Raw genomic sequence first — 21,769 nt, 5'->3', positions numbered from 1 at the left:
CAAAGGAGTGCGCGATGGGAACATACGAAGATGTCTTCCGCGCCAGTACCGAGGACCCGGAGAGCTTCTGGCTGAAGGCGGCGGAGGGCATCGACTGGGATGTCGCTCCGCGACGCGCTCTGGACTCCTCGGGCGCACCCTTCTACCGCTGGTTTCCCGACGGACGGCTCAACGTCTGCTTCAATGCGCTCGACCGGCACATCGAAGCCGGCCGGGGCGAGCAACCCGCGCTCGTCCACGACTCCCCCGTGACGGGCACCCGGCGCACCTACACCTACGAACAGCTGAGGGACGAGGTGGCGGCCTTCGCCGGAGCACTCGCACAGCTCGGCGTGGGACACGGCGACCGCGTGGTCATCTACATGCCGATGGTCCTCGAGGCCGTTGTCGCGGTGCTGGCCTGCGCACGCATCGGCGCGGTCCACTCGGTCGTCTTCGGCGGGTTCGCCCCTCGTGAACTCGCCCTTCGCATCGACGACGCCGCCCCCAAAGTGGTCGTCTCCGCCTCCTGCGGAATCGAGGGCAAGCGTGTGATCGCGTACAAGCCCCTGCTCGACCGGGCGATCGAGCTCGCGGTCCACAAGCCGGAGAAGAGCGTGATCCTGCAACGCCCACAGGAGACGGCCGAGTTGGGGCCTCACGACCTCGACTGGGCCGACCTGGTGGCTACCGCGCCACCGGCCGACTGTGTTCCCGTCCCCGCAACCGACCCCCTCTACATCCTCTACACCTCCGGAACCACCGGAAAGCCCAAGGGAGTCGTGCGTGACTGCGGCGGCTACGCGGTCGCCCTCCACTGGTCGATGGGCGCCGTGTACGACGTGGGCCCGGGCGAGACCATGTTCACCGGCTCCGATGTCGGCTGGGTCGTCGGGCACTCGTACATCGTCTACGCGCCCTTGCTGGTCGGCGCGACCACGGTGCTGTACGAGGGCAAGCCGGTCGGCACCCCGGACGCGGGCCAGTTCTGGCGGGTGGCCGCCGAGTACGGCGTCAAGACCATGTTCACGGCGCCTACCGCCTTCCGGGCGATCAGGAAGGAGGACCCGAAGGGGGCGCTCACCGCCGGCTACGACCTCTCCCACCTGCGCTATCTCTTCCTGGCCGGTGAACGCCTCGACCCCGAGACCTATCACTGGGCGAGCGACCTGCTGGGCGTCCCGGTGATCGACCACTGGTGGCAGACCGAGACCGGCTGGCCCATCGTCGCCAACCCTGTGGGCATCGAAGCCGCTCCCCTCAAGCCCGGCTCCCCGACCCGCCCGCTGCCGGGCTGGGACGTCCGCGTCCTCGACGCTTCGGGCAAGCCGGTACCCGCGGGCGTCGACGGCGCGATCGTCGTGAGGCTTCCCCTGCCGCCCGGCGCGCTCCCCACGCTCTGGAAAGACGACGACCGCTACGTCGCCTCCTACCTCTCCGCCTACGACGGCTACTACCTCACCGGCGACAGCGGCCACCTCGACGACGACGGCTACGTCTTCGTCATGGGCCGCACCGACGACGTCATCAACGTCGCCGGACACCGGCTGTCCACCGGCAGCATGGAAGAGGCCCTGGCCGCCCACCCCGACGTCGCCGAATGCGCCGTCATAGGCGTCGCCGACGAACTCAAGGGACAGATCCCGCGCGGCTTCGTCGTCCTGAAAGCCGGCAGCGACCGCGAACCGGGCGAGGTCGAGGCCGAACTCGTCCAGCTCGTACGCGAGCGCATCGGGGCCGTCGCCTCCCTCAAGGACGTCACGGTCGTGGCCGCCCTGCCCAAGACTCGCTCGGGAAAGATCCTCCGCAAGACGATGCGCGGCATCGCCGACGGGCACGACGAACCGATCCCCTCCACAGTGGACGACCCCGGTGTCATCGAGGCCCTGCGCCCTGTTCTCCGCCGCGCCGGTCACACCCCGTGATCGGCTGTCGCCTTCCCTGGCTTGCGGTGGGCGGTAGCGCCCGGCGGACTGCCCCACCGGAGCCTTTGACGCCGATCACGCGACCTGGGTCTCCCCCGCGACCTGGCAGTCGTCTCTACGGCCCGCGTCCAGGCATCCGATCAACTGACCACCTGAGATATCGAGCCGGTGATTGTCGCGTGGAAGGCCGCACACCGTTCGGTCAGCGGCCACCAGGGACGGTACGAGATGCGGGAGATCGTCAACTCACTCTTCTACCAGGGCCGCACCGGCCGTCAGTGGGACCTGCTTCCGCAGGACCTGCCGCCGGGCGGCGCGGTGATGTACCAACTTCGCCAAGCGGCGCGACGACGGCACCGACCAGACCGTACACGACCTGCTGCGCTGGCAGGTGCGGGAGATGGCGCGGCGGAAAGCGGACCCGAGCCTGGTGGTGCTCGACACCCAGAGCATGCATGCGGCGGCCGGGTGCCCGCGGAGTCGACGGGGTGTGATGCGGCAAAAAAAGTACCGGGCCGCAAGCGCGGCCTGGCGCAGCACATGACCGGCGGGGAGCTGACCCTCGGGGCGGTGCTGGCCCGGCTGGAGGAGCGGGAACGGGAGATCGCCGCGCAGGCCGAGACGACGGGAGAGCAGATCGAGCAGCTGACCGCACGGCTGGACGAGCTCGGCAGGGCCGCTGAGGAGATCCGGATCACCCGCAAGACACTGCTGGAGCTGCCCGATCCGCAGCCACCCGCGCCGCCGGCGCCGAAGCTGCCCGACCATCCGGCCTACCGGCAGATCCTGGCAGTATTCGCCGCGGCCGACGCTCCGCTGCGGGCGCGGCAGGTGTGCGAGGCGATGGACATGGAGATCGCGTCCAACACCTTCAGCAACACCCGCCTGAAGCTCAAGCGGCTGACCGAGCGCGGAATCCTGGTCGAGACCGGGCAGGGTTTGTTCACCCAGCCGCGGCCGTAGCCGCCCGGCGGCTGCGGCCGGCCCGCCTGCCCCTCCCGAAAGGGGGAAACAGGCATCAACTCACGTAACCCTCTCAGGACTGCAACTGGGCGAAGAGCGTCGCCAGGTCGATGAGGCCCCAGTGGTCGGTGAGCTTCCCGTCGGCCACCTTGAACATGCGGACCTCCAGCACCTTGATCGATCGGCCGGTGGCGGGAGTGCCGTTGAAGGACCCGGTGTTCGTGCCGGTGAGGATGAAGCTGATCGCGAACCAATCGTCCTCGGCGACGACACGGACCGGCGTGGCGGCGAAGTCGGGGACCGCGTCAAGGAACGACGCAAGCACCGCGCGGGCCTCCTCGAGGCCGGTGGTGGTGCCATCGGCGGCGTGGTTGCGGAAGTCCGGCGCGTACAGGGCGAACAGGGCGTCGAGGTCGCGCAGGTTGACGCGCCTGACGTACTCATCGGCAAGCCGGTGCAAGTCGGCGGCGGACGTTCGGGGCTCGACGTTCGAGGAAGGCATGTGCTTCTCCAATGTGGATGGACGGAGCGGCTCCGCCCCGGTGACGGACAGGGGAATCGGGTCGAACAGGCGGGTTGGACGAGCAGGGTCTGGCACGTTTCCGACTTGCGCGAGTGCGACCACCCCTTCCGAGCCCGGGACCCGCCGGTCACGAGCGTCATCACGGGGAGGGCGACCACTCATTACCTTACGATCGTAATGCTATCGGGGCGACCGAGAGGCCGCAAGCAAGTTCCGAGGTGAGTGGGATCGTGTGGCGGCCTACCGGTCGAGCACGGGGGCACGCCGTCAGCCGTGAACGTCACGGCGGAGAAGGGGGCGCAGCGTGTGCGGCAGAAAGCGCCGCGTCGGCGATGACGAACACTTGACGATCAACCGGAAGACCATTACTGCTCTCGCTGACCGTCTCCCCGCCCAGACCGCCGCGCCCGACCTGCCCGAGCACCCGGACTACCCCCGCATCCTCGCCGTCTTCAACGAGGTCACCGACCCCCTCCGGGCCCGTGATGTCTACGAAGCCCTCGACCACGAACCGCCGCCGAAGAACATCGATGGCACCCGCGCCAAGCTGAAACGCCTCGTCAGGCTCGACGTCCTCACCGAGGCCGACGCCGGCAGCTTCACCACAAAGCAGTAGCCGACCAAGCCCCCGCGACCAGCAGCCCTGCCCCAACCTCACCTGCAAACGGACAACACCTCACGAACCGCCCTCTGCGAGCTGGAGGAACTGGTCTTCACCCCCCGAACTCGCGGTCAGTGAACTCGTGGTCAGCGAACTGGTGACGACCGCCATCCGCTACAGCAAGAGCCCTATCAAACTGCGGATGATCTTTCACTCCGCCCTGACGAGCGAATCTCCGACGCCAGCAGCACCACCCCGCACCTGCGCCGCGCCCAGGTCTCGACGACGGCCGCGGCCTGCTCCTCGTCGCCCACCCCACCGAATACTGGAGCACACGGCACACCCGCAAGGACAAGGTCATCTAGGCGGAGCAGGCGGTTCCAGCTTCCGTTGCGGAACTCCCACCGCCCTGGCGTGAGGTCGTTGCGCGAGCTGCGCCGCGCGGCTTCGCGCCCCCTGCCGTGACCCACTTGCCACAGCCCACCCGACCGCTTAGTATTACGTTCGTAATTTAATAGGCCACTGCCGACTGCGACTCGACCGGCGGGCGCAGGGCGGGTGCGTCTTCGGACCCGGAGGCAGAAGAGCCAGGTGTCCACGTCCACGCGGTGTCCGCCCCCGCCCTTTTCGGCACCACCACACACCACCTGAGGAATGACCCATGCTCAACGCCCTGTGGAACCCGACCGTCGTCGGAGAGATCGCCCTGCCGCACCGGCTGGCCATGGCCCCCCTGACCCGCAGCAGGGCCACCCCGGACGGCGTGCCGACCGAGCTGAACGCCGAGTACTACGCCCAGCGCGCCTCGCACGCGCTCATCATCACCGAGGGCACCCAGCCCTCCGCCGACGGCCAGGGCTACCCGGTGACCCCGGGCATCTACACCGAGGATCACATCGCCGGCTGGCGCAAGGTCACCGACGCCGTACACAAGGCCGGCGGACGCATCGTCATCCAGCTGATGCACACCGGGCGCATCTCCCACCCGGACAACACCCCCCACCACCGGCAGCCGGTGGCACCCTCCGCGATCAAGCCGGGCGGCCAGACGTTCACCCCGTCCGGGCTCCAGGAGATGCCGGAGCCGCGCGAACTGTCCACCGAGGAGGTCGCCGCGACGGTCGACGACTTCCGGCGCGCCGCCGCGGCCGCCATCGCGGCCGGCGCCGACGGCGTCGAGATCCACGGGGCCAACGGCTACCTGGTCAACCAGTTCCTCTTCCCCAGCACCAACCAGCGCACCGACCAGTACGGGGGCTCCCTCGACAACCGCATCCGTTTCGCGGTGGAGGTCGCCACGGCCGTTGCCGACGAGATCGGCGCCGGCCGCACCGGCATCCGGATCTCTCCCGGCAACCCCTTCAAGCTCAACGACCTCGCGGAGAGCGACCCGCACGAGCTCTACCCGCACCTCCTGCGCGCCCTCGCCCCCCTCAACCTCGCCTACCTGCACATCGGTCACGGCGGCGACGAGGAACTCCTCTCCACCCTCCGCAAGTTGTGGCCGACCACGCTGATCCTCAACCGGGCCGGTGCCGACATCGCCGCCCGCGCCAAGGACGTCGAAGACGGTCTGGCCGACGTCGTCACCGTCGGCACCATGGCCCTCGCCAATCCCGACCTCGTCGAGCGCGTACGCGCCGGCGCCCCCCTGAACACCCCCGACCCCGCCACCTTCTACGGCGGCGGCGCGGCCGGCTACACCGACTACCCCACCCACGCCGCCTGACGAAGAGCAGCCCGGCGCCCGAGGGAACCACCACCTTCGCCGCCTCGACACAGCTGCGGCGCACGGAGGCCGGCGACCCGAGGAGTCACAGGCCGCGACCGACCTGCGCCGCAGCGGTTTCACCTCACACCCCGGCGCTCTGCGCCGCGATCGAGGCAGTGCGACGTCACGGCCCGGACCGATACCGGTCGCCGCCGAGGCTCACCCCTGCGAGGGTGACACCGGGAAGAGCATGCAGCTGCTGGTGGCGTGGGCGAGCAGACGGTCCGTGCCGTCGACCAACTGCGCCTGGGCCAGGGCGGTTTTACGGCCCTTGCTGACCACCGTGCCGATGGCGCGTACCGTGCCCGTGTCCACGGTGATCCGTCGCAGGAACTTCACCGTGAGGTCGAGCGAGGTGTACGCAACGCCCTGCGGAAGGGTCGACTGGACTGCGCAACCAGCCGCCGAGTCGAGCAGGGTGGCGAAGATGCCGCCGTGCACGCTGCCGATCGGGTTGTAGTGCTCCTCACCCGGTGTCAGGGAGAAGACCGCCCTGCCGGGCTCCACCTCGCTCAGAGTGAAGTCGATGGAGTAATTGATGGGCGGCGCCGGCAGTCGCCCCGCCTGCAACTCACGCAGGAAGTCGATGCCGGCCATGCGTCCGGCGGCTTCCGCCAGGATCGCGGGATCTTCCCATTGATACGTACGCGTTCGTCCCACGGCCGGGCACCTTCCATCTGACTTTTGAAAACGAAGCTAGTTTCCCGCTCGCCTGACTGTCAATGACGAAGCCAGACCCTTACGCTGGCGGGATGGAGTGGCTTGAGGCGAGCACGGAGAACTGCCCTGTCCAGCGCACGCTCGACGTGGTCGGAGAGAAATGGACGTTGCTGATCTTGCGTGATGCCGTCAACGGGGTCCGCCGCTTCGACGACTTCCACCGCCACATCGGCCTGTCGGAAGCCGTCCTCAGCGACCGCCTCCGGAAGCTGATCGCGGCCGGCATCCTGAAGACCGTCCCATACCAGGAGCCGGGCAGCCGCTCCCGCAACGAGTACCGCCTGACCCGCAAGGGCTGGGATCTGTGGCCTGTCCTGATGGCGCTGAGCCAGTGGGGCGAGGCGTACGCCATCGGCCCCGAGGGGCCCGTACTGGACATCCGTCACACCGACTGCGACGCCCCGGTCCGCGTCGTCGTCGAGTGTTCCGCGGAGCACTCCACCCTCAGCCCCGCGGAAGTCACCGCCCGACTCGGACCCGGTGCCCGCATCCGGTCGTGAGCACGCCGGTCATGGGGTCGCCGGTCATGATATTACGTGCGTCAGGCCATCGATTACCCTTGAGTGCGAAGCATGGCCTTACGGAGCGAACGGAGAAAGCTCGTGGTGCGCTACGCCAAGGAGCACAAGCAGGTGACGCGGCGACGCATCATCGAAAAGGCCGGCCACCGGTTCAAGCAGGACGGCATCGACGGCTCGGGTATCTCCACGCTGATGGCGGACGCGGGGCTCACCAACGGAGCCTTCTACGCCCACTTCGCGTCCAAGGACGACCTCGTCGCCCATGTCGTGGCCGAAGAACTGCACACGCAGGTCGCGAGTTACAGCACCCTGCGGCCCGGCCGCCCGGGACTCGAGGACCTCATCCGCGAGTACCTGTCTCCCGAGCACCGGGACCACCCCGGCCTCGGTTGCCCCTCCGCCGCCCTTCTCGACGAGATCGGCCGCTGCGAGGACGGGACCAGGCAGGCCTACAGCGACGGCGCGCGGGCCATCCTGGAGGAGATCTCCGCCCGCCTGACACCCGAGGACCCGCGGTCCGCTCAGGCCAAGGCCATCGGGCTGTTCACCATGCTGGTGGGGACGATGCAGCTGTCCCGCGCCCTGTCCGACCGGAAGCGCGCCGATGAGGTCCTTGAGCTGGGGATCGAGAACGCTCTCGCGTTCATGGGGTGAGGCGCAAGGCGAGGTCGCGTCAGTGAACGGGCGCCTCGAGCCGCTCGCCCAAAGGGCGCCACGCCCCTGAGGCACCACCCTCGGCCCAGACTACGACCGCACCGCACGCCTTTTGCCGCTCGAGGAACTCGAGAACCGTCTCCACGAACTGCCCGTGGAACTGGAAGATGCCGCCATGGCCGGCGTCGGGGTAGAGGACCAACTCGCCGTTCGGCACTCGCGCGCCAGGTCGACCGAGTTCCGGGTCGGAACCATCCAAGGGGTGCGGGTGTGTCACATCGCGGGGCTGGAATGCCCGTGCTCCACGCCCAGCAGGGCGAGGGCGTTGTGGATGCCCTGTTCGAGCAGTTCGTCGGCAAGCTGCCGGTCGGTGAGGGCTCGGGAGAGCTGGAGCGTCCCGGCCATCATGGCGTAGGCGCCGAGCGCCTTGGTGCGGACCGAGAGGGGATCGTCGGGTGCCAGGCGGGCGGCGATGCCGTCGATGACCATCAGTACGCCATCGGTGTAAGCCTGCTTGGTCGGGTCTGTGCAGCGCCGGATTTCGTCGAGCAGGGCGGCGGAGGGGCAGCCGTCGTCGGAGCTGTCGCGATGCTGGGCGGACAGGTACCGGCGCACGATCTGCTCAAGTCCTGCGCGACCGGGTGCCGCCTGCGCGACGATCCTCGCGTTCTGCGCCTGCAGTTGGTCGGAGACCGCGGTGGCCACGAGGTCGTCTTTCGACGTGAAATGGGTGTAGAAGGCGCCGTTGGTCAGCCCCGCGTCCGTCATGAGGGTTGAGATGCCCGAGCCGTCGATGCCGTCCCGCTTGAACCGGCGACCGGCCGCCTCGATGATCCGCTGCCGGGTCGCCTGCTTGTGCTCTTTCCCGTAGCGCACCGCGCGCTCCTTTGCTCGTCGGAGAGGCTGCTTGCTCTTGGCGGGCACCCTTATAATGTCGCATTTCGATCGTACTTCAATGGATTCGAGGCTCCAGCGGCCGCCCGTTCGGCGGCGAGGTGCCGTGCCAGGTGGCGCGGTATCCCCTCACTCGGGGGCGTTCATTTGCGCACCATGGAGTGCGGTCGACTGCGGGGGCCCGCTTGCGATCCATCGTCTCCACGCACAGTATTATGAGTGTAATCCAATGTCCCTCGGTTGGCGCCGCCTCAGCGCTCGGCGAGGCGGATGCCGGGGGTGATCAGAACGAGCCGGATGACATGGGTCGGTACCCACCACTGTGTGACCTGGCCGACAGTGTCGGTGCAGTGCATCGGGCGCCGGCGAAGAGAACTCCGTCCTTGAAACTCGCTACAGAAGGACATGGACATGAACACACCGCGGAATTCACCGTCCTCCTCGCCCTCGTCGTCCTACCAGAACGCGCCGACCCGCTCCGTGTCCGTCCGCGGCGGAGGACTTCGCCTATCGGGAACTCGGCCCTGAGGACGGCGTACCGCTGATCCTCCTGATTCACCTGGCCGGGGTCCTGGACAACTGGGACCCGCGCGTCGTCGACGGACTCGCCGCACGACGCCGGGTCATCGCCTTCGACAACCGCGGGGTGGGCGGATCGAGCGGCTCCACGCCGGACACGATCGAGGCGATGGCCCGCGACGCGGTGCTGTTCATCCGAGCCCTCGAGTTCGACCAGGTCGATCTGCTCGGCCTGTCGATGGGCGGCTTCATCGCACAGGTCATCGCTGAACAAGAACCTCACCTCATCCGCAAGGTCATCCTGGCGGGCACAGGCCCCGCCGGTGGCCCCGGCATCGACAAGGTCCCGGCGCTCACCCTCCAGGCCACGCTCAAGGGCGCCCTGACCCGCCAGGATCCCAAGCTCTCCCTCTTCTTCACCGAAACCGAGGGCGGTCGGCGGGCGGGACGGGCCTTCCTGGAACGGCTGAAGGAGCGCACGCACCACCGCGACAAGGACATCTCGCTGCCGGCGTTCCGAGCCCAGCTGAAGGCCATCAGACAATGGGGCCGCCAGGCACCGTCGGACCTGTCGGAGATTCGCCAACCGGTGCTCGTGGCAAACGGCGAGAACGACCGCATGGTGCCCAGCCACAACACCCTTGACCTGGCCGCCCGCCTGCCCCGGAGCGAACTCGTGCCCCTCTACCCGGATGCCGGACACGCGGGGATCTTCCAGTACCACGATGAATTCGTGGCAAGGGCACTCGAGTTCCTTGGGTCCTAACCCCGAGCCAAGCCGCGCTGCCCGCACCTTCACGCTCGCACAACGCCCTCGGAAACGTCAGCTCGGCCGTCACCGTTCGCCGGCCCTGGCCGTGGAAGGCGGCCCCCTGCTCAACCGTGCCTGAGTGCGGCCCTGTACGTCGTCGTCGGCCCGCGCGACGAAAGGGCGTCCAAGCAAACAGTCGCGCTGGGTTGGCGCACAGTATCCGCAGGGCTTCGGTGGGGTTGAGTTCCGCCGTGAGCCAGGTCGGGGTGCTGTAGGCACGGCCATTTGCACGACAAGGCACGGCCGCCTTCGCCCACACGTGCTCGGCCAGCAGGCGGGAGAGCGCAGCGGATCCGGGGTAGGACAGAGACAAGGCCGCCGACAGCCCCCGATGATCGACAACCACCGCGCCGGGCCAGCCGAGCAGCCAGGGATCCAGGTCCTCCCACTGGCGTTGCTGTGCCTGGACTTCCAAGTGGAGTCCAGGGGCGGCGAGTTCGTGCACCAGTCGCTGCCAGAGCCGATCTTCCAGCGGGGGTACCGGGCCGCTGATCAGGTTGAGGCGGATCCCGCACGCACCCGTCTCCACGAGCCGGTCGAGCTCTTCCCCCCGACGTCCGGGGTCTATGACGGCCACGCCGCGGAGGGGGCCCCGGCGTTTTGCCGAGGGCCTGGAGCAGGTAGGAGTCGTCCGTGCCGAGGCATGTTCACGGGAAGCGCCCACGGCATCGCCGTCGTCGCCGTGCTCCCCGAGACCCTCGCACAGGAAACTCGATACCCCGCACTCCCCACGGACGAAGCCACCGCCCCGCCGGTCGCCTCCGCTCACTGAACCATTCCGTCCGAGGCGGCTGGAATGAGGTCGATTCACGAAAGACCACCGAGATCGAGCCGACTGCGGGCACGTGTCACGGCGACGTAGGCGAGGCGGGCGTCCGTTTCACTCACGGGTTCCGGGATCGGGCGACCACGGTCGTCGTGTTGATCGCTGTCCGGGGGCGGGGGGAAGTCATCGGCGATCTTGACCGTGGGCCATTCCCGGCCTTTGGCCTTGTGGGCCGTGGAGACCGTGACGTCGGCCTTGTCCTCGTCGGTCAGTGCGTGGACCGCGGTGATGATGGCCTCGGGTCCGTGCTGGTCGACAAGTTCTACGAAAGGCTGCAGATCGCGGCCGGCCGGATCGTGATCCGCGTACTCCTGCAGCTCGCCCCAGGAGGCGAAGAGAACGAGTTCTGGGTGGGCGGTGCGACGGCCGTCTTTGAGGTCCCGTGCAGCCAGCGCCAGCGCGACGAGCGTATGCCCTCCCCGCGTCAGCGCGACGCGGTGGCCGGCGGCCAGCAGTCGCATGACCTCGGTCATGGCCCCGATGTTGGTGCGGCACAGCACCGCGTCCGGGGAGGCGACGAGACCGCCCTTCGTCGGGATCGCCTCGGTGCCTGTCAGTCGGATGGGCGCGTCGGTGAACGCGAGCCACCGGTTGGCTTGTTCGGCAAGGAGGGGGCCGAAGCGGAAGGATCGAGTCAGGGTGAGGTGGGTGGCTTCGAAGCCTGTCATGATGTCCCGGGCTCCGCGCCAGCCGTAGATCGCCTGAGCGGAGTCGCCGACCATGACCAGCTGGGTGTGGGCACGTTGAGCGGCGAAGACCTGTTCCAGGACGGGGTTGGTGTCCTGTGCTTCGTCGAGGAAAAGGAAGTCGGCGTCGATCTTTGGTTCAGTGAGGGCCCACATCTTCAGGTAGTGGTCATGCTCGAAACGGACCACGCCCTGCTCGGGATTCTGCAGGTCTCCCCACGCCTTGTCCGCGAACGACGTCACGACCTCGGCGAGGCGGGCGTGTTCGTCCGGCGCACTCAGGCCGCGCAGCGCGGGTACGTGGTGAGAAGCCAGCGTGCGATCAGCCGAGTGGCAGAAGCGGGTCACCGTGCGCAGGACGCTGTGCGACAACGTCCTGTGGCTGATCTCGTGATCTCCGATTCGGACAGGAGAGGTAATGCCGAGGGCCTGCCCGATCTTCCACGCGGGTTGGCGGGGGCTGTTGAGTCTGCGAGCGAAGCGGTGGCCAAGGGCTGCGTAGGCCGTGGCGTGGGCGGTCTTGCACAGGTTCGGGTGCGCGTGCGACTGGCTCCGCCCAGCGCGGCCGGCGGCGTACGAGTCAGATACGGCCGGATCACGACGACGGAGCAGGATGTGGGCTGTGCAAGCCAGTACGTCCTCGGAGGAGTGGAGAGCGAGCAGGCCTTCGAGTTGCGCCGTCAGTTGCAAGGAGCGTTCTCTCTCGTTCCGATCGAGGGCTGCGGTCAGGCTCCGGGCGACGAAGTCTCGGGACGCTGTCCTCTGGCGGTCGCGGCCTGGCGGATCGCCGCTCGCGCGGTACGGCTGAACTCGAGATTGAGAAGGACCTGCCCGTGCTGGTCGGGGTAGTGGGTGGTCAGGACATCGATGGGCAGAACGTGGTGCAGCCGTCGCCGTAGTGACCGCAGCGCGCGGCCGGGGGTCCTGGCCGGCTGGACGGCCATCAACCGGGTGCGGTCGGCGTTCGCTGCGAGTGACACCGTACGACGTGCTCGGTGGAGCTCGCCATTAGTGGCTGGCCTGGTCAGCAGGATTTCAATGCCATGGTGCGAGGTCACGACCCAGCCGTTCCATGCTCGTGGTGCGTCGGGCGCGGACGACGGACGTGGTTCGGCAGGCGGTTGTGGATGTGCTCGCGGTGGAGCATGGGGTCGAAGGGCTCCCAGTCGGCCAGCGCGAGGTCCGCTGCTGACTGGGTTGCGGTGTGGGTGGAACAGCGCTGCATGCGCCAGCGCAGCTGCTCGGCGTAGGGCAGGGCGGTGAGGTCATATACAGCCATGAGCTCACAGGGCAAGGCCAGTTGCCCCCGTGTGGCCGTAGCGGGTACCAGCCTCCAGACGCCCACGGGGCCGTCCGTAAGCAGCCTCTGCGAGCAGCGGTCGCGCTGCCGCGTCTGCGCCACGCACTGGATTTCGTCCACAGGTTGCGCAGCGAGGTAGCGGACATACAGGAACTGCACTACGGGTCTGGCGGGTCGGCAGCCGTCCGGTTGTGCCGTTGGCCGGCTCGAAGGGGTGATCGGGGTGAACACGCCGGTGTCAATCAGACGGCGTGTGTGCAGGGCCAGATCCCGGCGCAGCCCGTCCAGCGCGGAGGCTTCGGGCGCAGCGTCGCGGGCGGGGCAGACTGGGGCGTGAGCCAAGCGGCACCAGGGTCTGCCATCGCCGGCCGGATGGGCGACACCAGAGCTGACGTGCCAACGGTAGGCGGCGGGCACCTCGGCCGCAGGCACTTCCCGGGGGTGCAGGCGGACGGGCCGCGCAAAGCTGCGGTGGTACCACTCGACCGGGTTGCCGCACTCTCGGCAGCGATCACGCTGAGCGCAGCGGAGGAGCCGACTGGGGCTGTCGTGCTCGATACGCAGTGAGCGTCGGGGGTAGGCGACAGCGGGGCTGTCGTCCCAGTGCCGCGGTGTGGATGAAGAACGCATGCGTGCGAAGGTGCCAGGCAACACGCCGCATCCACAGCGCCAAGGCTGGAGAGTCCCTCGAACAGCCCCATTCCGTCAAACGCACATTCGAGTTGTCGATCAGAGGTTCGTGTCGCTTCGCCGGTCCGGGTGATTGGCGCGAGCCCTCCCAGTCAACGGTCACCGCCGGTCGGCCCCGGGGGCTCGTGCCCCTCACACACGACTCCGAAGAGCTCGTCGAGTGGAGTGTTCAAGGCATGGGCGAGGGCGCGCCAGGTCTTGAGAGTGCCTACGGTGCGCCCCTGCTCAATCTCGATGAGGGTCCTTCTGGCCAGGCCGCTTCGAGCAGCGAGCTCGTCATAGGTCCAGCCGCGCGCCGCCCGCAGCCGGGCAAGCTCCAGACGCAGCGCCTCGAAATCCGGGTCGGGCGGGAAGATCGTCACCCGACAATCCGACGGTGCAGACCACTGCCCTGTCAGTGCAGACCTCTGCCCTATTTCTGCAGGTGACACCATCAAGTGAAGGGCAGAGGTCTGCACTACCGTGTGCGGGCCACCCCACCCTCTGCGGGTACGGCGCAGACATGACGGGAGGAACACGCCACCCATGAGGCTTTGCACGACGCGACCCGGCGTCCGGCGCGCCTGGACCGTGGAACTGCGCCCGCAGCCCGGCGGACCGATCCTCGTATGCCAGCAGTGCTCCCACAGCGACCGACTGCTCAGCGGCACGTCCGCCCGGTCGGAGCTCCTGGCCCACCTGGCACGACACGCTCGCCGCGATCTCCTCCCTGCCCACCTTCGTACCTGCCAGTGCCACGAGCGCGGCTGCAGCTGGCACTCGCGCCATCGAGGCTGCGGTGGGCCCATCCGGCTCGTGCTCGCACGCGAGCGAGGCGGACGGCTGTGGCGCCTCGCGGACGCGTGCACGGCCTGCGCCGCCGCTACTTCACAAGCGGCCGTCGTTCCCGACACGTTCATCAACGCTGCGACGGCGCCGCCGGCGCATGCGGACATCCGTCGAAAGCACCGAAGCCCCAGAGGCCCGGACAGGCAGACCCGGGTGCGGGAGATGCTCAACTACCTCGCCTCCGCGCTGCCGACTGAGACCAGCCCTGCCGCCCGACTGATCGCCCTGCAATGCGCCTTGCGCATGAACGACTCAGCTCAAGTCCGCTTGCCGCTCGGGGTACTGCGCAGCCTTCGATTGGAACCTGCCACGGATTCCTGGCGGGATCTCCACCAGGCACGATGGCTATGCGCAACCCTGCCCACGTCGCGCTCCAGCGCACGCGCTGTGGTCATCCAGCTCCTCGACGTCGGGCTCTTCGCCCAATGCCCGGCCCGTCCCGACCGGCTCGCTGCCGCAGACTGGGCGCTGCGAGCCGCTTGCGGCATCCGCATGGACTGCGCCCCGTTTTCCCAGCTCATTGCCATGTGTATCAAGGCCCATACCGCTCCCGAGAGCACCCATGGAACAGCTGAAGTGGATCAGCTGGCACGCGAGTGCGGGCTGGCCGCAACGGATTTCACGGATGCACTTGACCAATTGACGGCCGCAGGACACATCAGCTCCCGGAGCGTGCAGTCGGCGTCGGGAGATCTGTACTGGACACTGACAGAGCCCGGCGGGCGTGGATACGAAGGAACGACTCGTCGGTGACTGGCAGACGTCGACGGTCCGTCACACGCAACGTCGATATCGCAAACATCCGTGCCGAGGCGCCGGGGGCATCGCTCTCGCTCTCAGCGCCGACGCGGGATCCTGATCGACTAACGTCGAATTCCCGCCGCTCGCTTCTGACGCGTCCGCTGAGCGATTTTCCGAGCGCCTGAAGCATTCATACGCCAGGCCGCGAATTGCAGGCCGACGTCGAACTGCTCCGCCACCTGTTCGTCGGCCCCGCCCGACAGAGCCGCGCCGATCGCCGCCGTCATGGGGATGAGCAGCTCCCCAGAGAGAGCTGCGGCCTGCTTCTCCTTCAGCGCCATCTCAGGGCCTAGGTGTATTGACCCGCAGCATTGTTCACAAGTCGACGACGTGGTTCATCGGCGGCATGTGGTGCAACGGCCTCATCGACCCGACCGAACTCGCCATCGAGATGCACCCCGAGACCGAGCGCGAGCAAGCCCGGTACATCCCCAGTGTACCCGCGCCCAGCGTGATGCCCTTGAACACACTCGCTGCTCGCGGCGAAGTGCCAACTGCCGCAGCACGGCTCGGCCGTCATCCTGATCCCACAGAATCCCGGTGCCAACTATCCTCGGTATGTGACAACTAACGTCGGTGGTCACAAACAGTCAGCGTCGCACCCTCGGCATCCCCAGCCCGATCCACGAGATGATCTCGCGCTGGATCTCGTTGTTGCCGCCCCCGAAGGTGAAGATGACCGCCGAGCGGTACCCGCGTTCGAGTTCGCCGTGCAGGACCGCGCCGGCCGAGCCCTCCTTCAGGGCACCGGGGGCCGCGACGATCTCCATGAGCCAGGCGTAGGCGTCGCGCCGCGCCTCCGAGCCGTAGACCTTGACCGCGGAGGCGTCCTGCGGGGTGAGGGTGCCGTCCTGGACCGCGCCGACCATCTGCCAGTTGAGCAGTTTCAGCGCCTCCAGCCGGGCGTGCGTCCGGGCCAGGAGGCGGCGCACCCAGGGCAGGTCGGCGACGCGGCGGCCGTCGGCGAGTTTGGTCTCCGTCGCCCAGCGCCGCACGTCGTGCAGGGCGCGGATCGCCATGGTGCCGTGGGCGGCCAGGGTCACGCGTTCGTGGTTGAGCTGGTTGGTGATCAGCCGCCAGCCCTGGTTCTCCGCGCCGACCCGGCGCGAGACGGGGACGCGGACGTTCTCGTAGTAGCTGGCGGTGGTGTCGTGCGAGGCGAGGGTGTTGATCAGGGTGCAGGAGTAGCCGGGGTCGGAGGTCGGCACCAGGAGCATGGTGATGCCCTTGTGCGGCGGTGCGTCCGGGTCGGTGCGCACCGCCAGCCACACCCAGTCGGCCGTGTCGCCGTTGGTCGTCCAGATCTTCTGCCCGTCGACGACGTACTCGTCGCCCTCCCGTACGGCCCTGGTGCGCAGGGACGCGAGGTCGGTGCCGGCGCCGGGCTCGCTGTAGCCGATGGCGAAGTCGATCTCGCCGGAGAGGATCTTCGGCAGGAAGTACGCCTTCTGTTCCTCGGTGCCGTACTGCATGATCGTCGGGCCGACGGTGTTCAGCGCCATGAGCGGCAGCGGGACACCGGCCTGGGCGGCCTCGTCGAAGAAGATGAACTGCTCCATGGCCGTCAGGCCGCGCCCGCCGTACTCCTTCGGCCAGCCCACGCCGAGCCAGCCGTCCCTGCCGAGCCGCCGGATGGTCTCGCGGTAGAACCGCTTCTGGGCGGCCGGGACACCGTGTCGGGCGTACGCCTGGTCCGGGACCAGTTCGGCGAAGTAGGACCGCAGTTCGGTGCGCAGCCGCTGCTGCTCGGGCGTGTATTCGAGGTGCACGGCGCCTCCAGGCTCCCAAGGCCGGTCCTGTCGGCGCACACCGTAGAACGTGTTTCAGAAATTGGGAATGGCGTCGGCCGGTTCAACGCATGGCGTCGGTCAGTTCAGCGTGGCGAGGAAGTCCGTGCACGCCCGCGCGCAGGCGCGGCAGGCCGCCGCCGAGTCCTCCGCTCCCGGTTGCCGGTCGAAGACGTGGGCGGCCTCCAGGCACACGGTCCGGCACCACTCCACCTGGATCCGGATGCCGCTCTCGTCCACCTGGTTCTGCTCGGACAGCACCCGGCACGTCGCGTCGCAGACCTCCGCGGCCATGATGCCCTTGCGTCGTACGAGTTCCTGGTTCTCGGTGCCGTTGGGATCCACGAGGCTCGCGCGCAGCGCGCACGCCCGCGCACACTCGGTGCACGCTTGCGCACAGGCGAAACGGTCCTCCAGGAACCGGAACAGCTCCTGCTGGGATGTCGTCGAAGTCACACAGCGCGAGTAGCCCCGGTCGGCGCGGGTCAAACCCTGTTCCCACGGCCTCCGTGCCGTGCGGCCGTCATCCGTGCCCAGCAGGTTCATGGAGGGGACCACGGGTACCCGCGTGTCATGAATAGCGCATGGATGGAGATGGCCGCGGGGCGTGGCGCCGTCGGCATCGGGCTGATCGTGGCGGGTGTGGTGGTCGTGGCCCTGCTGCTGGGGGCCTTCGTCCTCGGCGTGCGCGTCAAGCGCAGGGAGCTGCCCACCCCGCGTCCGGACGAGCAGCCGAGGCTGCCGGACGGGGGCCCGGTCCGCGAGACGAGTGAGCGCCGGGAGCCGGAGGAGGTTCCCAGGAGCGAGGAGCGCCTGACCCCGCACCAGCTCAAGGGGCACGGCAATCAGAGCGACCGGACCAGCGCATCGCAGGAGCGTCCGCGCTGGAACGAGGGCAGCAGCGGTGGCTTCGGCAGCGGCGGCCCGGGAGCCCGCTGACCCGGCGCCCGGCCCACACCTGGGCGGATCAGGGGCCCGTGCCTGTGCACGGGCCCCTTTTCCATGCCCGGGCCCCGCATCGTCGAGGTGAGGTGGATCACAGGTTTCGAGTGCATCGTGGAGCGGGGTCCGGCGTCTTTTGAGAGGTGTAGGGGGCCACTGAGACGCAGGACGGTGAGGATGGAGCAGTTTCGGGCGGACGGCTTCGACGAGTTCGCGGCCGCCCGTTGGTCGGCGCTGCTCCATGTCGCGCGTCTGCTCACGGGGGGCGACCGGCAGCGGGCCGAGGATCTGGTGCAGGAGGCCTTGGTCAAGCTGTGGTTCGCCTGGCCGAAAGTGGCCGGGCAGGCTCCCGAGGCGTATGTCCGGACCGTGCTGGTACGGCTGGCGGCCCGCTCGGCGCGGCGGCGCTGGTGGGGTGAGCGCCCGATGGAGCACCTGCCCGACCGGGCCGACCCGGGCGACGTGTCGTCCGCCGTCGCGGAACGTTCGCGGCTGGAGGCGGCACTGGCCCAGCTGTCGCCGAAGCAGCGGGCCGCGGTCGTGCTGCGCTACTACGAGGACCTGCCCGAGGCCCAGGTCGCCCAGGCCCTGGGCTGCCCGCTGGGCACCGCCCGGTCCCATGCGTCACGCGGAGTCGCACGGCTGCGCCAGATCCTGTCCGACACCGTCCGGCCCGTGGGGTGAAAGGAGTACCGATGGACGACTTCGAGCGGGACCTGTCGCGGCTGATGCACGACACCCGGCAGCACACCCCCTACGAGCCCGCACACCGGCAGCGGCTGCACGCGGGCATCCGGGCCCGCCGACGGTCGCGGTTGCTGTGGAAGGCGGGCGGCTCCGCCGTGGCGGTGGCCGGGCTCAGCGTCGGGCTGGCCCTGCTGCCCAGCATGTTCACCCGCGCCCAGCCCGCGGACCACCGGCCACGGCCGGTGACGAGCCCGACGGTCTCCCCGGACGGCTCCCCGACGAGCCCGGCGCCGACGCCGAGCACGACACCGACCGAGCAGCCCGAGACGACGCTGCCCGCGACCACGACCACGACCACGACCACCACCGGCGGCATCACCCCGTCCGGGACGACGAGCGAGCCGGCCGAACCCGCGCCGACCACCACGGCCCCCGAGAGCCGGACCACCTCGACACCGCCCGCGCCCCCTCCCTCCTCTCCACCGACCACCGCCCCCGCGTCCGCTCCGTACTCCGAACAGCCCTCCGCGTCGGTCTACCCCGAGTAGCCGCCTGAGCGGCCCGTCCCGTCGGGGGCACTCCCGCCCCGCACTTCTCGACGCCCCACCGCCAGGGGCCGGCCTCGACCTTCCCAACGCCTCACCCGTCACGGGCGCCTTCGGCATGCCCGCAACCGGCGCCCGGGCATGCCCCCACGCCAGAAAGAGACCGTGAGTCAGCCATGCGAACCGTATTGCGGTCGGTCCCGATCGACCGCCCGACAACCGAACCGTCGGCGCTGCCCCGCCGGGCGCCCCTGCCGGCGCACCACCCGGACCCCGTCCTGGACGTGGTCGTTCCGGTGTACAACGAGGAGAACGACCTCGAACCCTGCGTCCGGCGCCTGCACGCACACCTCTGCGAGACCTTTCCCTACCCCTTCCACATCACCGTCGCCGACAACGCGAGCACCGACGCGACCCCGCGGATCGCCGCCCGGCTGGCCGCGGAACTGCCCGGCACGGACTGGATCCGCCTGGCGGAGAAGGGCCGGGGCCGTGCGCTGCACACCGCGTGGACCCGCTCCCGCGCCCCGGTGCTGGCCTATCTGGACGTGGACCTGTCCACCGACCTCGCCGCGCTGCTGCCGCTGGTCGCGCCGCTGATCTCGGGCCACTCCGACATCGCCATCGGCACCCGGCTGGCCCGCGGCTCCCGGGTGGTGCGCGGGCCGAAACGGGAGATCATCTCCCGCTGCTACAACGGGCTGCTGCGCGGCACGCTCGCGGTGGGCTTCTCCGACGCGCAGTGCGGGTTCAAGGCGGTGCGGCGGGACGTCGCCGAGCGTTTGCTGCCGCTGGTGGAGGACCGCGAGTGGTTCTTCGACACGGAGTTGCTGGTCATCGCCGAGCGGGCGGGCCTGCGGATCCACGAGGTGCCGGTGGACTGGGTGGACGACCCCGACAGCCGGGTCCGCATCCTCTCCACGGCACTGGCCGATCTGCGGGGCATGGCCAGGATCGGCAGAGCCCTGGCCTGCGGCCGGCTGCCGCTGTCCGTGCTGCGCCGCAGCGGCGGCGACCTGGCCGGGGAACTGCCGCCGGGTCTGGCCCGGCAGGTGGTGCGTTTCGCCGCCGTCGGCGCCGCCAGCACCCTGTGCTATCTGCTGCTGTACACCGTGCTCAGACCGGGGACAGGGGCGCAGGCCGCCAACGCGCTCGCCCTGCTCGCCAGCGCCATCGCCAACACGGCGGCCAACCGGCGACTCACCTTCGGTGTGCGGGGCCGTGGCGGCGCACTGCGCCATCACCTCAAGGGCCTCGCCGCCTTCCTGATCGGGCTGGCCCTGACGAGCGGTTCGCTCGCCCTGCTCCACCACACCGCGCCCGGGGCCGGCCACCCGGTCGAGCTCATGGCTCTGGTCGTCGCCAACCTGGCCGCGACGCTGCTGCGTTTCCTCCTCTTCCGGGCCTGGGTGTTCCCGGCCCGCCGCACGACAGGACCCTCCGCCGCATGAGCACCGTCCAGCTGCGTCGTCCGCCCGTCGGTGCCGGGAGGCCCGAAGTCCCGTACGGTGCCCGGAAGTTCCGGCCGCGACTGCGTGCCGTCGCCGAACGCTACGGGCCCGTGCTGCTGACGTACGGCGTGCTGAAGCTGGCCGGCTTCGCCGTCTTCATGTTCCTGCTGGACTCCGCGGGCGACTTCCGGAAGAAGAACCCGCGCTTCGGCGGCGGTGAGCACGCCTGGGACGTCCTGGCCAGCTGGGACGGCTGGTGGTACCAGCAGATCGCCGCGCACGGCTACGACCCGGCCCTGACGCCGGTCCCGGGCGCGACGGGCCTGATCACGCTGGAGGGCAACTCGGCGGCGTTCTTCCCGCTGTACCCGACGCTGATGCGGGTGGTCTCGGAGTGCACCGGTCTCGGCCTGTACGGCGCCGGCATGACGGTCTCGGTCATCGCCTCGTTCGCCGCCGCGCTCGGCATCTACACCGTGACGCATCGCCTGGGCGGCCACCGGGCCGGTCTGGTCGCGGCCGGGCTGTGGGCGGTCTGGCCCGGATCGGGCACGGAATGGTCGGGTTACTCGGAGTCCCTCTACACGGCCCTCGCCGCGTGGGCCTGCCACGCGGTCATGACCCGGCGCTGGCTCACGGCCGGCCTGCTGACCTGCGCGGCCGGGTTGTGCCGGCCCACCGCCGTCGCGCTCGTCGCCGCCCTCGCCGTCGCGGCGGTGCTGTCCCTGCGCCGGCGTGAGGGCGGGGTCCGCCGTCCGCTGGCCGCTGTGGCGATCGCGCCCCTGGGCCTGTTCGGCTACCTCGGCTGGGTCAACTACCGCATGGGCGACATCAACGGCTACTCCAAGCTCCAGGACGGCGCCTGGGCCCACAAGTTCGACTGGGGAGTCCACACGTTCGACGTGCTGACGTCCATCCCCGTCGGCCACTTCGACTACCGCTTCGCGATGCCCTTCGAGGACGTGATCGGCGTCTGCGTGGTGCTCATGGTGCCGGTGCTGACCGTGCTGCTGACGCGCCTGCGACCGCCTGCCGTGCTCGTCGTCCACACCGTCCTCTCCTACCTCATGGTGATGACCACCCAGCAGTACTTCGGCAACGTCTCGCGCTATCTGCTGCCGCTCTTCCCGCTGTTCGTCCCTCTCGCTCTCGCGATGCGCCGGCTGCGGTGGCCGTCCCTGGCCGCGGTCCTCGGCACGGCCGCGCTGGCCTCCGGGTCGTACGCGGGGTACGTGCTGTTCGTGCTGGGGGTGCCGTAGAGCGGCCGGCCCGTCGGGCCGGTGAGATGGCTCCGAAACATTCCCTTCACCCAGGAAGTATTTAGGGGTAACGACCTCTGCCTACC

Annotated in this window: 24 protein-coding genes and 3 pseudogenes; 15 read left to right on the top strand and 12 right to left on the bottom strand. The window is 69.2% G+C overall.

Going from position 1 to position 21,769, the window contains the following annotated elements; translation table 11 throughout:
* Positions 1-14 precede the first annotated feature (14 nt).
* From AB0B29_RS26245 to AB0B29_RS26235, 3 genes and pseudogenes are all read left to right on the top strand, one after another.
* Positions 15-1,904 carry a propionyl-CoA synthetase gene (locus AB0B29_RS26245; RefSeq protein WP_362243932.1) on the top strand — a complete coding sequence of 630 codons (1,890 nt, stop codon included), beginning with the start codon at positions 15-17 and terminating at the stop codon, positions 1,902-1,904.
* A 168-nt stretch (positions 1,905-2,072) separates the two neighbouring features.
* A pseudogene (locus tag AB0B29_RS26240) lies at positions 2,073-2,240 on the top strand (transposase); the annotation flags it as partial.
* A gap of 204 nt (positions 2,241-2,444) precedes the next feature.
* Positions 2,445-2,867 carry a hypothetical protein gene (locus AB0B29_RS26235; RefSeq protein WP_362244095.1) on the top strand — a complete coding sequence of 141 codons (423 nt, stop codon included), beginning with the start codon at positions 2,445-2,447 and terminating at the stop codon, positions 2,865-2,867.
* A 73-nt stretch (positions 2,868-2,940) separates the two neighbouring features.
* Here AB0B29_RS26235 and AB0B29_RS26230 read toward each other — a convergent pair whose 3' ends face one another.
* A complete protein-coding gene (locus AB0B29_RS26230; RefSeq protein WP_362243931.1) occupies positions 2,941-3,369 on the bottom strand; it encodes an ester cyclase in 429 nt (142 codons plus the stop codon).
* 364 nt (positions 3,370-3,733) lie between these two features.
* On the opposite strand from AB0B29_RS26230, the gene AB0B29_RS26225 reads away from it, so the two are divergent.
* Together AB0B29_RS26225 and AB0B29_RS26220 are read left to right on the top strand one after the other, a co-directional pair.
* Positions 3,734-4,006 carry a hypothetical protein gene (locus tag AB0B29_RS26225; RefSeq protein WP_362243930.1) on the top strand — a complete coding sequence of 91 codons (273 nt, stop codon included), beginning with the start codon at positions 3,734-3,736 and terminating at the stop codon, positions 4,004-4,006.
* Between the two features lie 646 nt (positions 4,007-4,652).
* Positions 4,653-5,720, top strand: a complete 1,068-nt coding sequence (locus AB0B29_RS26220) for an alkene reductase (RefSeq protein WP_362243929.1) — start codon at positions 4,653-4,655, stop codon at positions 5,718-5,720.
* 201 nt (positions 5,721-5,921) lie between these two features.
* On the opposite strand, the gene AB0B29_RS26215 is transcribed toward AB0B29_RS26220, so the two are convergent.
* A complete protein-coding gene (locus AB0B29_RS26215) occupies positions 5,922-6,422 on the bottom strand; it encodes a PaaI family thioesterase (RefSeq protein WP_217236371.1) in 501 nt (166 codons plus the stop codon).
* A gap of 92 nt (positions 6,423-6,514) precedes the next feature.
* Between AB0B29_RS26215 and AB0B29_RS26210 the strand changes: the two genes are divergently transcribed.
* Both AB0B29_RS26210 and AB0B29_RS26205 read left to right on the top strand, forming a co-directional pair.
* Positions 6,515-6,982: a winged helix-turn-helix transcriptional regulator gene (locus AB0B29_RS26210; RefSeq protein WP_362243928.1), complete on the top strand. Its 468-nt coding sequence runs from the start codon at positions 6,515-6,517 to the stop codon at positions 6,980-6,982.
* A gap of 102 nt (positions 6,983-7,084) precedes the next feature.
* A complete protein-coding gene (locus tag AB0B29_RS26205; RefSeq protein WP_055705492.1) occupies positions 7,085-7,657 on the top strand; it encodes a TetR/AcrR family transcriptional regulator in 573 nt (190 codons plus the stop codon).
* Between the two features lie 273 nt (positions 7,658-7,930).
* Here AB0B29_RS26205 and AB0B29_RS26200 read toward each other — a convergent pair whose 3' ends face one another.
* Entirely contained in the window at positions 7,931-8,533 is a 603-nt protein-coding gene (locus AB0B29_RS26200; RefSeq protein ID WP_217236372.1) for a TetR/AcrR family transcriptional regulator, read from the bottom strand.
* A gap of 445 nt (positions 8,534-8,978) precedes the next feature.
* Here AB0B29_RS26200 and AB0B29_RS26195 point away from each other — a divergent pair, with 445 nt between their 5' ends.
* The gene (locus AB0B29_RS26195) at positions 8,979-9,836 is read left to right on the top strand and encodes an alpha/beta fold hydrolase (RefSeq protein ID WP_362244094.1); all 858 of its coding nucleotides are present in this window, start codon (positions 8,979-8,981) and stop codon (positions 9,834-9,836) included.
* A gap of 283 nt (positions 9,837-10,119) precedes the next feature.
* Here the strand turns inward: AB0B29_RS26195 and AB0B29_RS26190 are convergent.
* Positions 10,120-10,545, bottom strand: a pseudogene (locus AB0B29_RS26190) (amidohydrolase family protein); the annotation flags it as partial.
* Between AB0B29_RS26190 and AB0B29_RS26185 the strand changes: the two are divergent.
* Complete coding sequence (locus AB0B29_RS26185; RefSeq protein ID WP_302185418.1) at positions 10,525-10,653, top strand: hypothetical protein; 129 nt, start codon at positions 10,525-10,527, stop codon at positions 10,651-10,653. The pseudogene AB0B29_RS26190 and the gene AB0B29_RS26185 sit on opposite strands and share 21 nt — an antisense overlap.
* A gap of 35 nt (positions 10,654-10,688) precedes the next feature.
* Here the strand turns inward: AB0B29_RS26185 and AB0B29_RS26180 are convergent, their stop codons facing one another.
* The 5 genes and pseudogenes from AB0B29_RS26180 to AB0B29_RS26160 form a co-directional block, all read right to left on the bottom strand.
* Complete coding sequence (locus tag AB0B29_RS26180) at positions 10,689-12,083, bottom strand: UvrD-helicase domain-containing protein (RefSeq protein ID WP_362243926.1); 1,395 nt, start codon at positions 12,081-12,083, stop codon at positions 10,689-10,691.
* Positions 12,084-12,118: 35 nt separating this feature from the next.
* Complete coding sequence (locus AB0B29_RS26175) at positions 12,119-12,373, bottom strand: hypothetical protein (RefSeq protein WP_362243925.1); 255 nt, start codon at positions 12,371-12,373, stop codon at positions 12,119-12,121.
* Between the two features lie 74 nt (positions 12,374-12,447).
* A complete protein-coding gene (locus tag AB0B29_RS26170; RefSeq protein WP_308406593.1) occupies positions 12,448-12,672 on the bottom strand; it encodes a hypothetical protein in 225 nt (74 codons plus the stop codon).
* A 270-nt stretch (positions 12,673-12,942) separates the two neighbouring features.
* Positions 12,943-13,323 (bottom strand): annotated as a pseudogene (locus AB0B29_RS26165) (DUF6083 domain-containing protein); the annotation flags it as partial.
* 152 nt (positions 13,324-13,475) lie between these two features.
* Positions 13,476-13,745, bottom strand: a complete 270-nt coding sequence (locus AB0B29_RS26160; protein WP_362243924.1) for a helix-turn-helix transcriptional regulator — start codon at positions 13,743-13,745, stop codon at positions 13,476-13,478.
* 628 nt (positions 13,746-14,373) lie between these two features.
* Here AB0B29_RS26160 and AB0B29_RS26155 point away from each other — a divergent pair.
* Positions 14,374-14,964 carry a hypothetical protein gene (locus AB0B29_RS26155; RefSeq protein ID WP_362243923.1) on the top strand — a complete coding sequence of 197 codons (591 nt, stop codon included), beginning with the start codon at positions 14,374-14,376 and terminating at the stop codon, positions 14,962-14,964.
* A 110-nt stretch (positions 14,965-15,074) separates the two neighbouring features.
* Here AB0B29_RS26155 and AB0B29_RS26150 read toward each other — a convergent pair whose 3' ends face one another.
* The 3 genes from AB0B29_RS26150 to AB0B29_RS26140 form a co-directional block, all read right to left on the bottom strand.
* Positions 15,075-15,293 (bottom strand): hypothetical protein, encoded by a 219-nt coding sequence (locus AB0B29_RS26150; RefSeq protein ID WP_362243922.1) that lies wholly within the window; start codon positions 15,291-15,293, stop codon positions 15,075-15,077.
* Between the two features lie 309 nt (positions 15,294-15,602).
* Complete coding sequence (locus AB0B29_RS26145) at positions 15,603-16,781, bottom strand: acyl-CoA dehydrogenase family protein (protein WP_362243921.1); 1,179 nt, start codon at positions 16,779-16,781, stop codon at positions 15,603-15,605.
* 99 nt (positions 16,782-16,880) lie between these two features.
* Complete coding sequence (locus tag AB0B29_RS26140; RefSeq protein WP_362243920.1) at positions 16,881-17,255, bottom strand: ferredoxin; 375 nt, start codon at positions 17,253-17,255, stop codon at positions 16,881-16,883.
* Positions 17,256-17,372: 117 nt separating this feature from the next.
* On the opposite strand from AB0B29_RS26140, the gene AB0B29_RS26135 reads away from it, so the two are divergent.
* The 5 genes from AB0B29_RS26135 to AB0B29_RS26115 all read left to right on the top strand — a co-directional run bounded on the left by AB0B29_RS26135 (position 17,373) and on the right by AB0B29_RS26115 (position 21,683).
* On the top strand, positions 17,373-17,738 hold the full coding sequence (locus tag AB0B29_RS26135) for a DUF6479 family protein (RefSeq protein WP_362243919.1): 366 nt from the start codon (positions 17,373-17,375) through the stop codon (positions 17,736-17,738).
* A gap of 180 nt (positions 17,739-17,918) precedes the next feature.
* Positions 17,919-18,425: a SigE family RNA polymerase sigma factor gene (locus AB0B29_RS26130; RefSeq protein WP_362243918.1), complete on the top strand. Its 507-nt coding sequence runs from the start codon at positions 17,919-17,921 to the stop codon at positions 18,423-18,425.
* Between the two features lie 11 nt (positions 18,426-18,436).
* Entirely contained in the window at positions 18,437-18,976 is a 540-nt protein-coding gene (locus AB0B29_RS26125) for a cellulase (RefSeq protein WP_362243917.1), read from the top strand.
* A 173-nt stretch (positions 18,977-19,149) separates the two neighbouring features.
* Entirely contained in the window at positions 19,150-20,424 is a 1,275-nt protein-coding gene (locus AB0B29_RS26120; RefSeq protein ID WP_362243916.1) for a bifunctional glycosyltransferase family 2/GtrA family protein, read from the top strand.
* Positions 20,421-21,683, top strand: coding sequence for a hypothetical protein (locus tag AB0B29_RS26115; protein WP_362243915.1), 1,263 nt, complete (start codon positions 20,421-20,423; stop codon positions 21,681-21,683). The genes AB0B29_RS26120 and AB0B29_RS26115 overlap by 4 nt, the downstream gene beginning before the upstream one ends.
* Positions 21,684-21,769 lie beyond the last annotated feature (86 nt).

The organism is Streptomyces tibetensis, assembly GCF_040647715.1.
GTDB lineage: Bacteria > Actinomycetota > Actinomycetes > Streptomycetales > Streptomycetaceae > Streptomyces > Streptomyces tibetensis_A.
The sequence above is the reverse complement of the archived record's forward strand: the minus strand, read 5'-3'. Positions and strand labels throughout refer to the sequence as shown.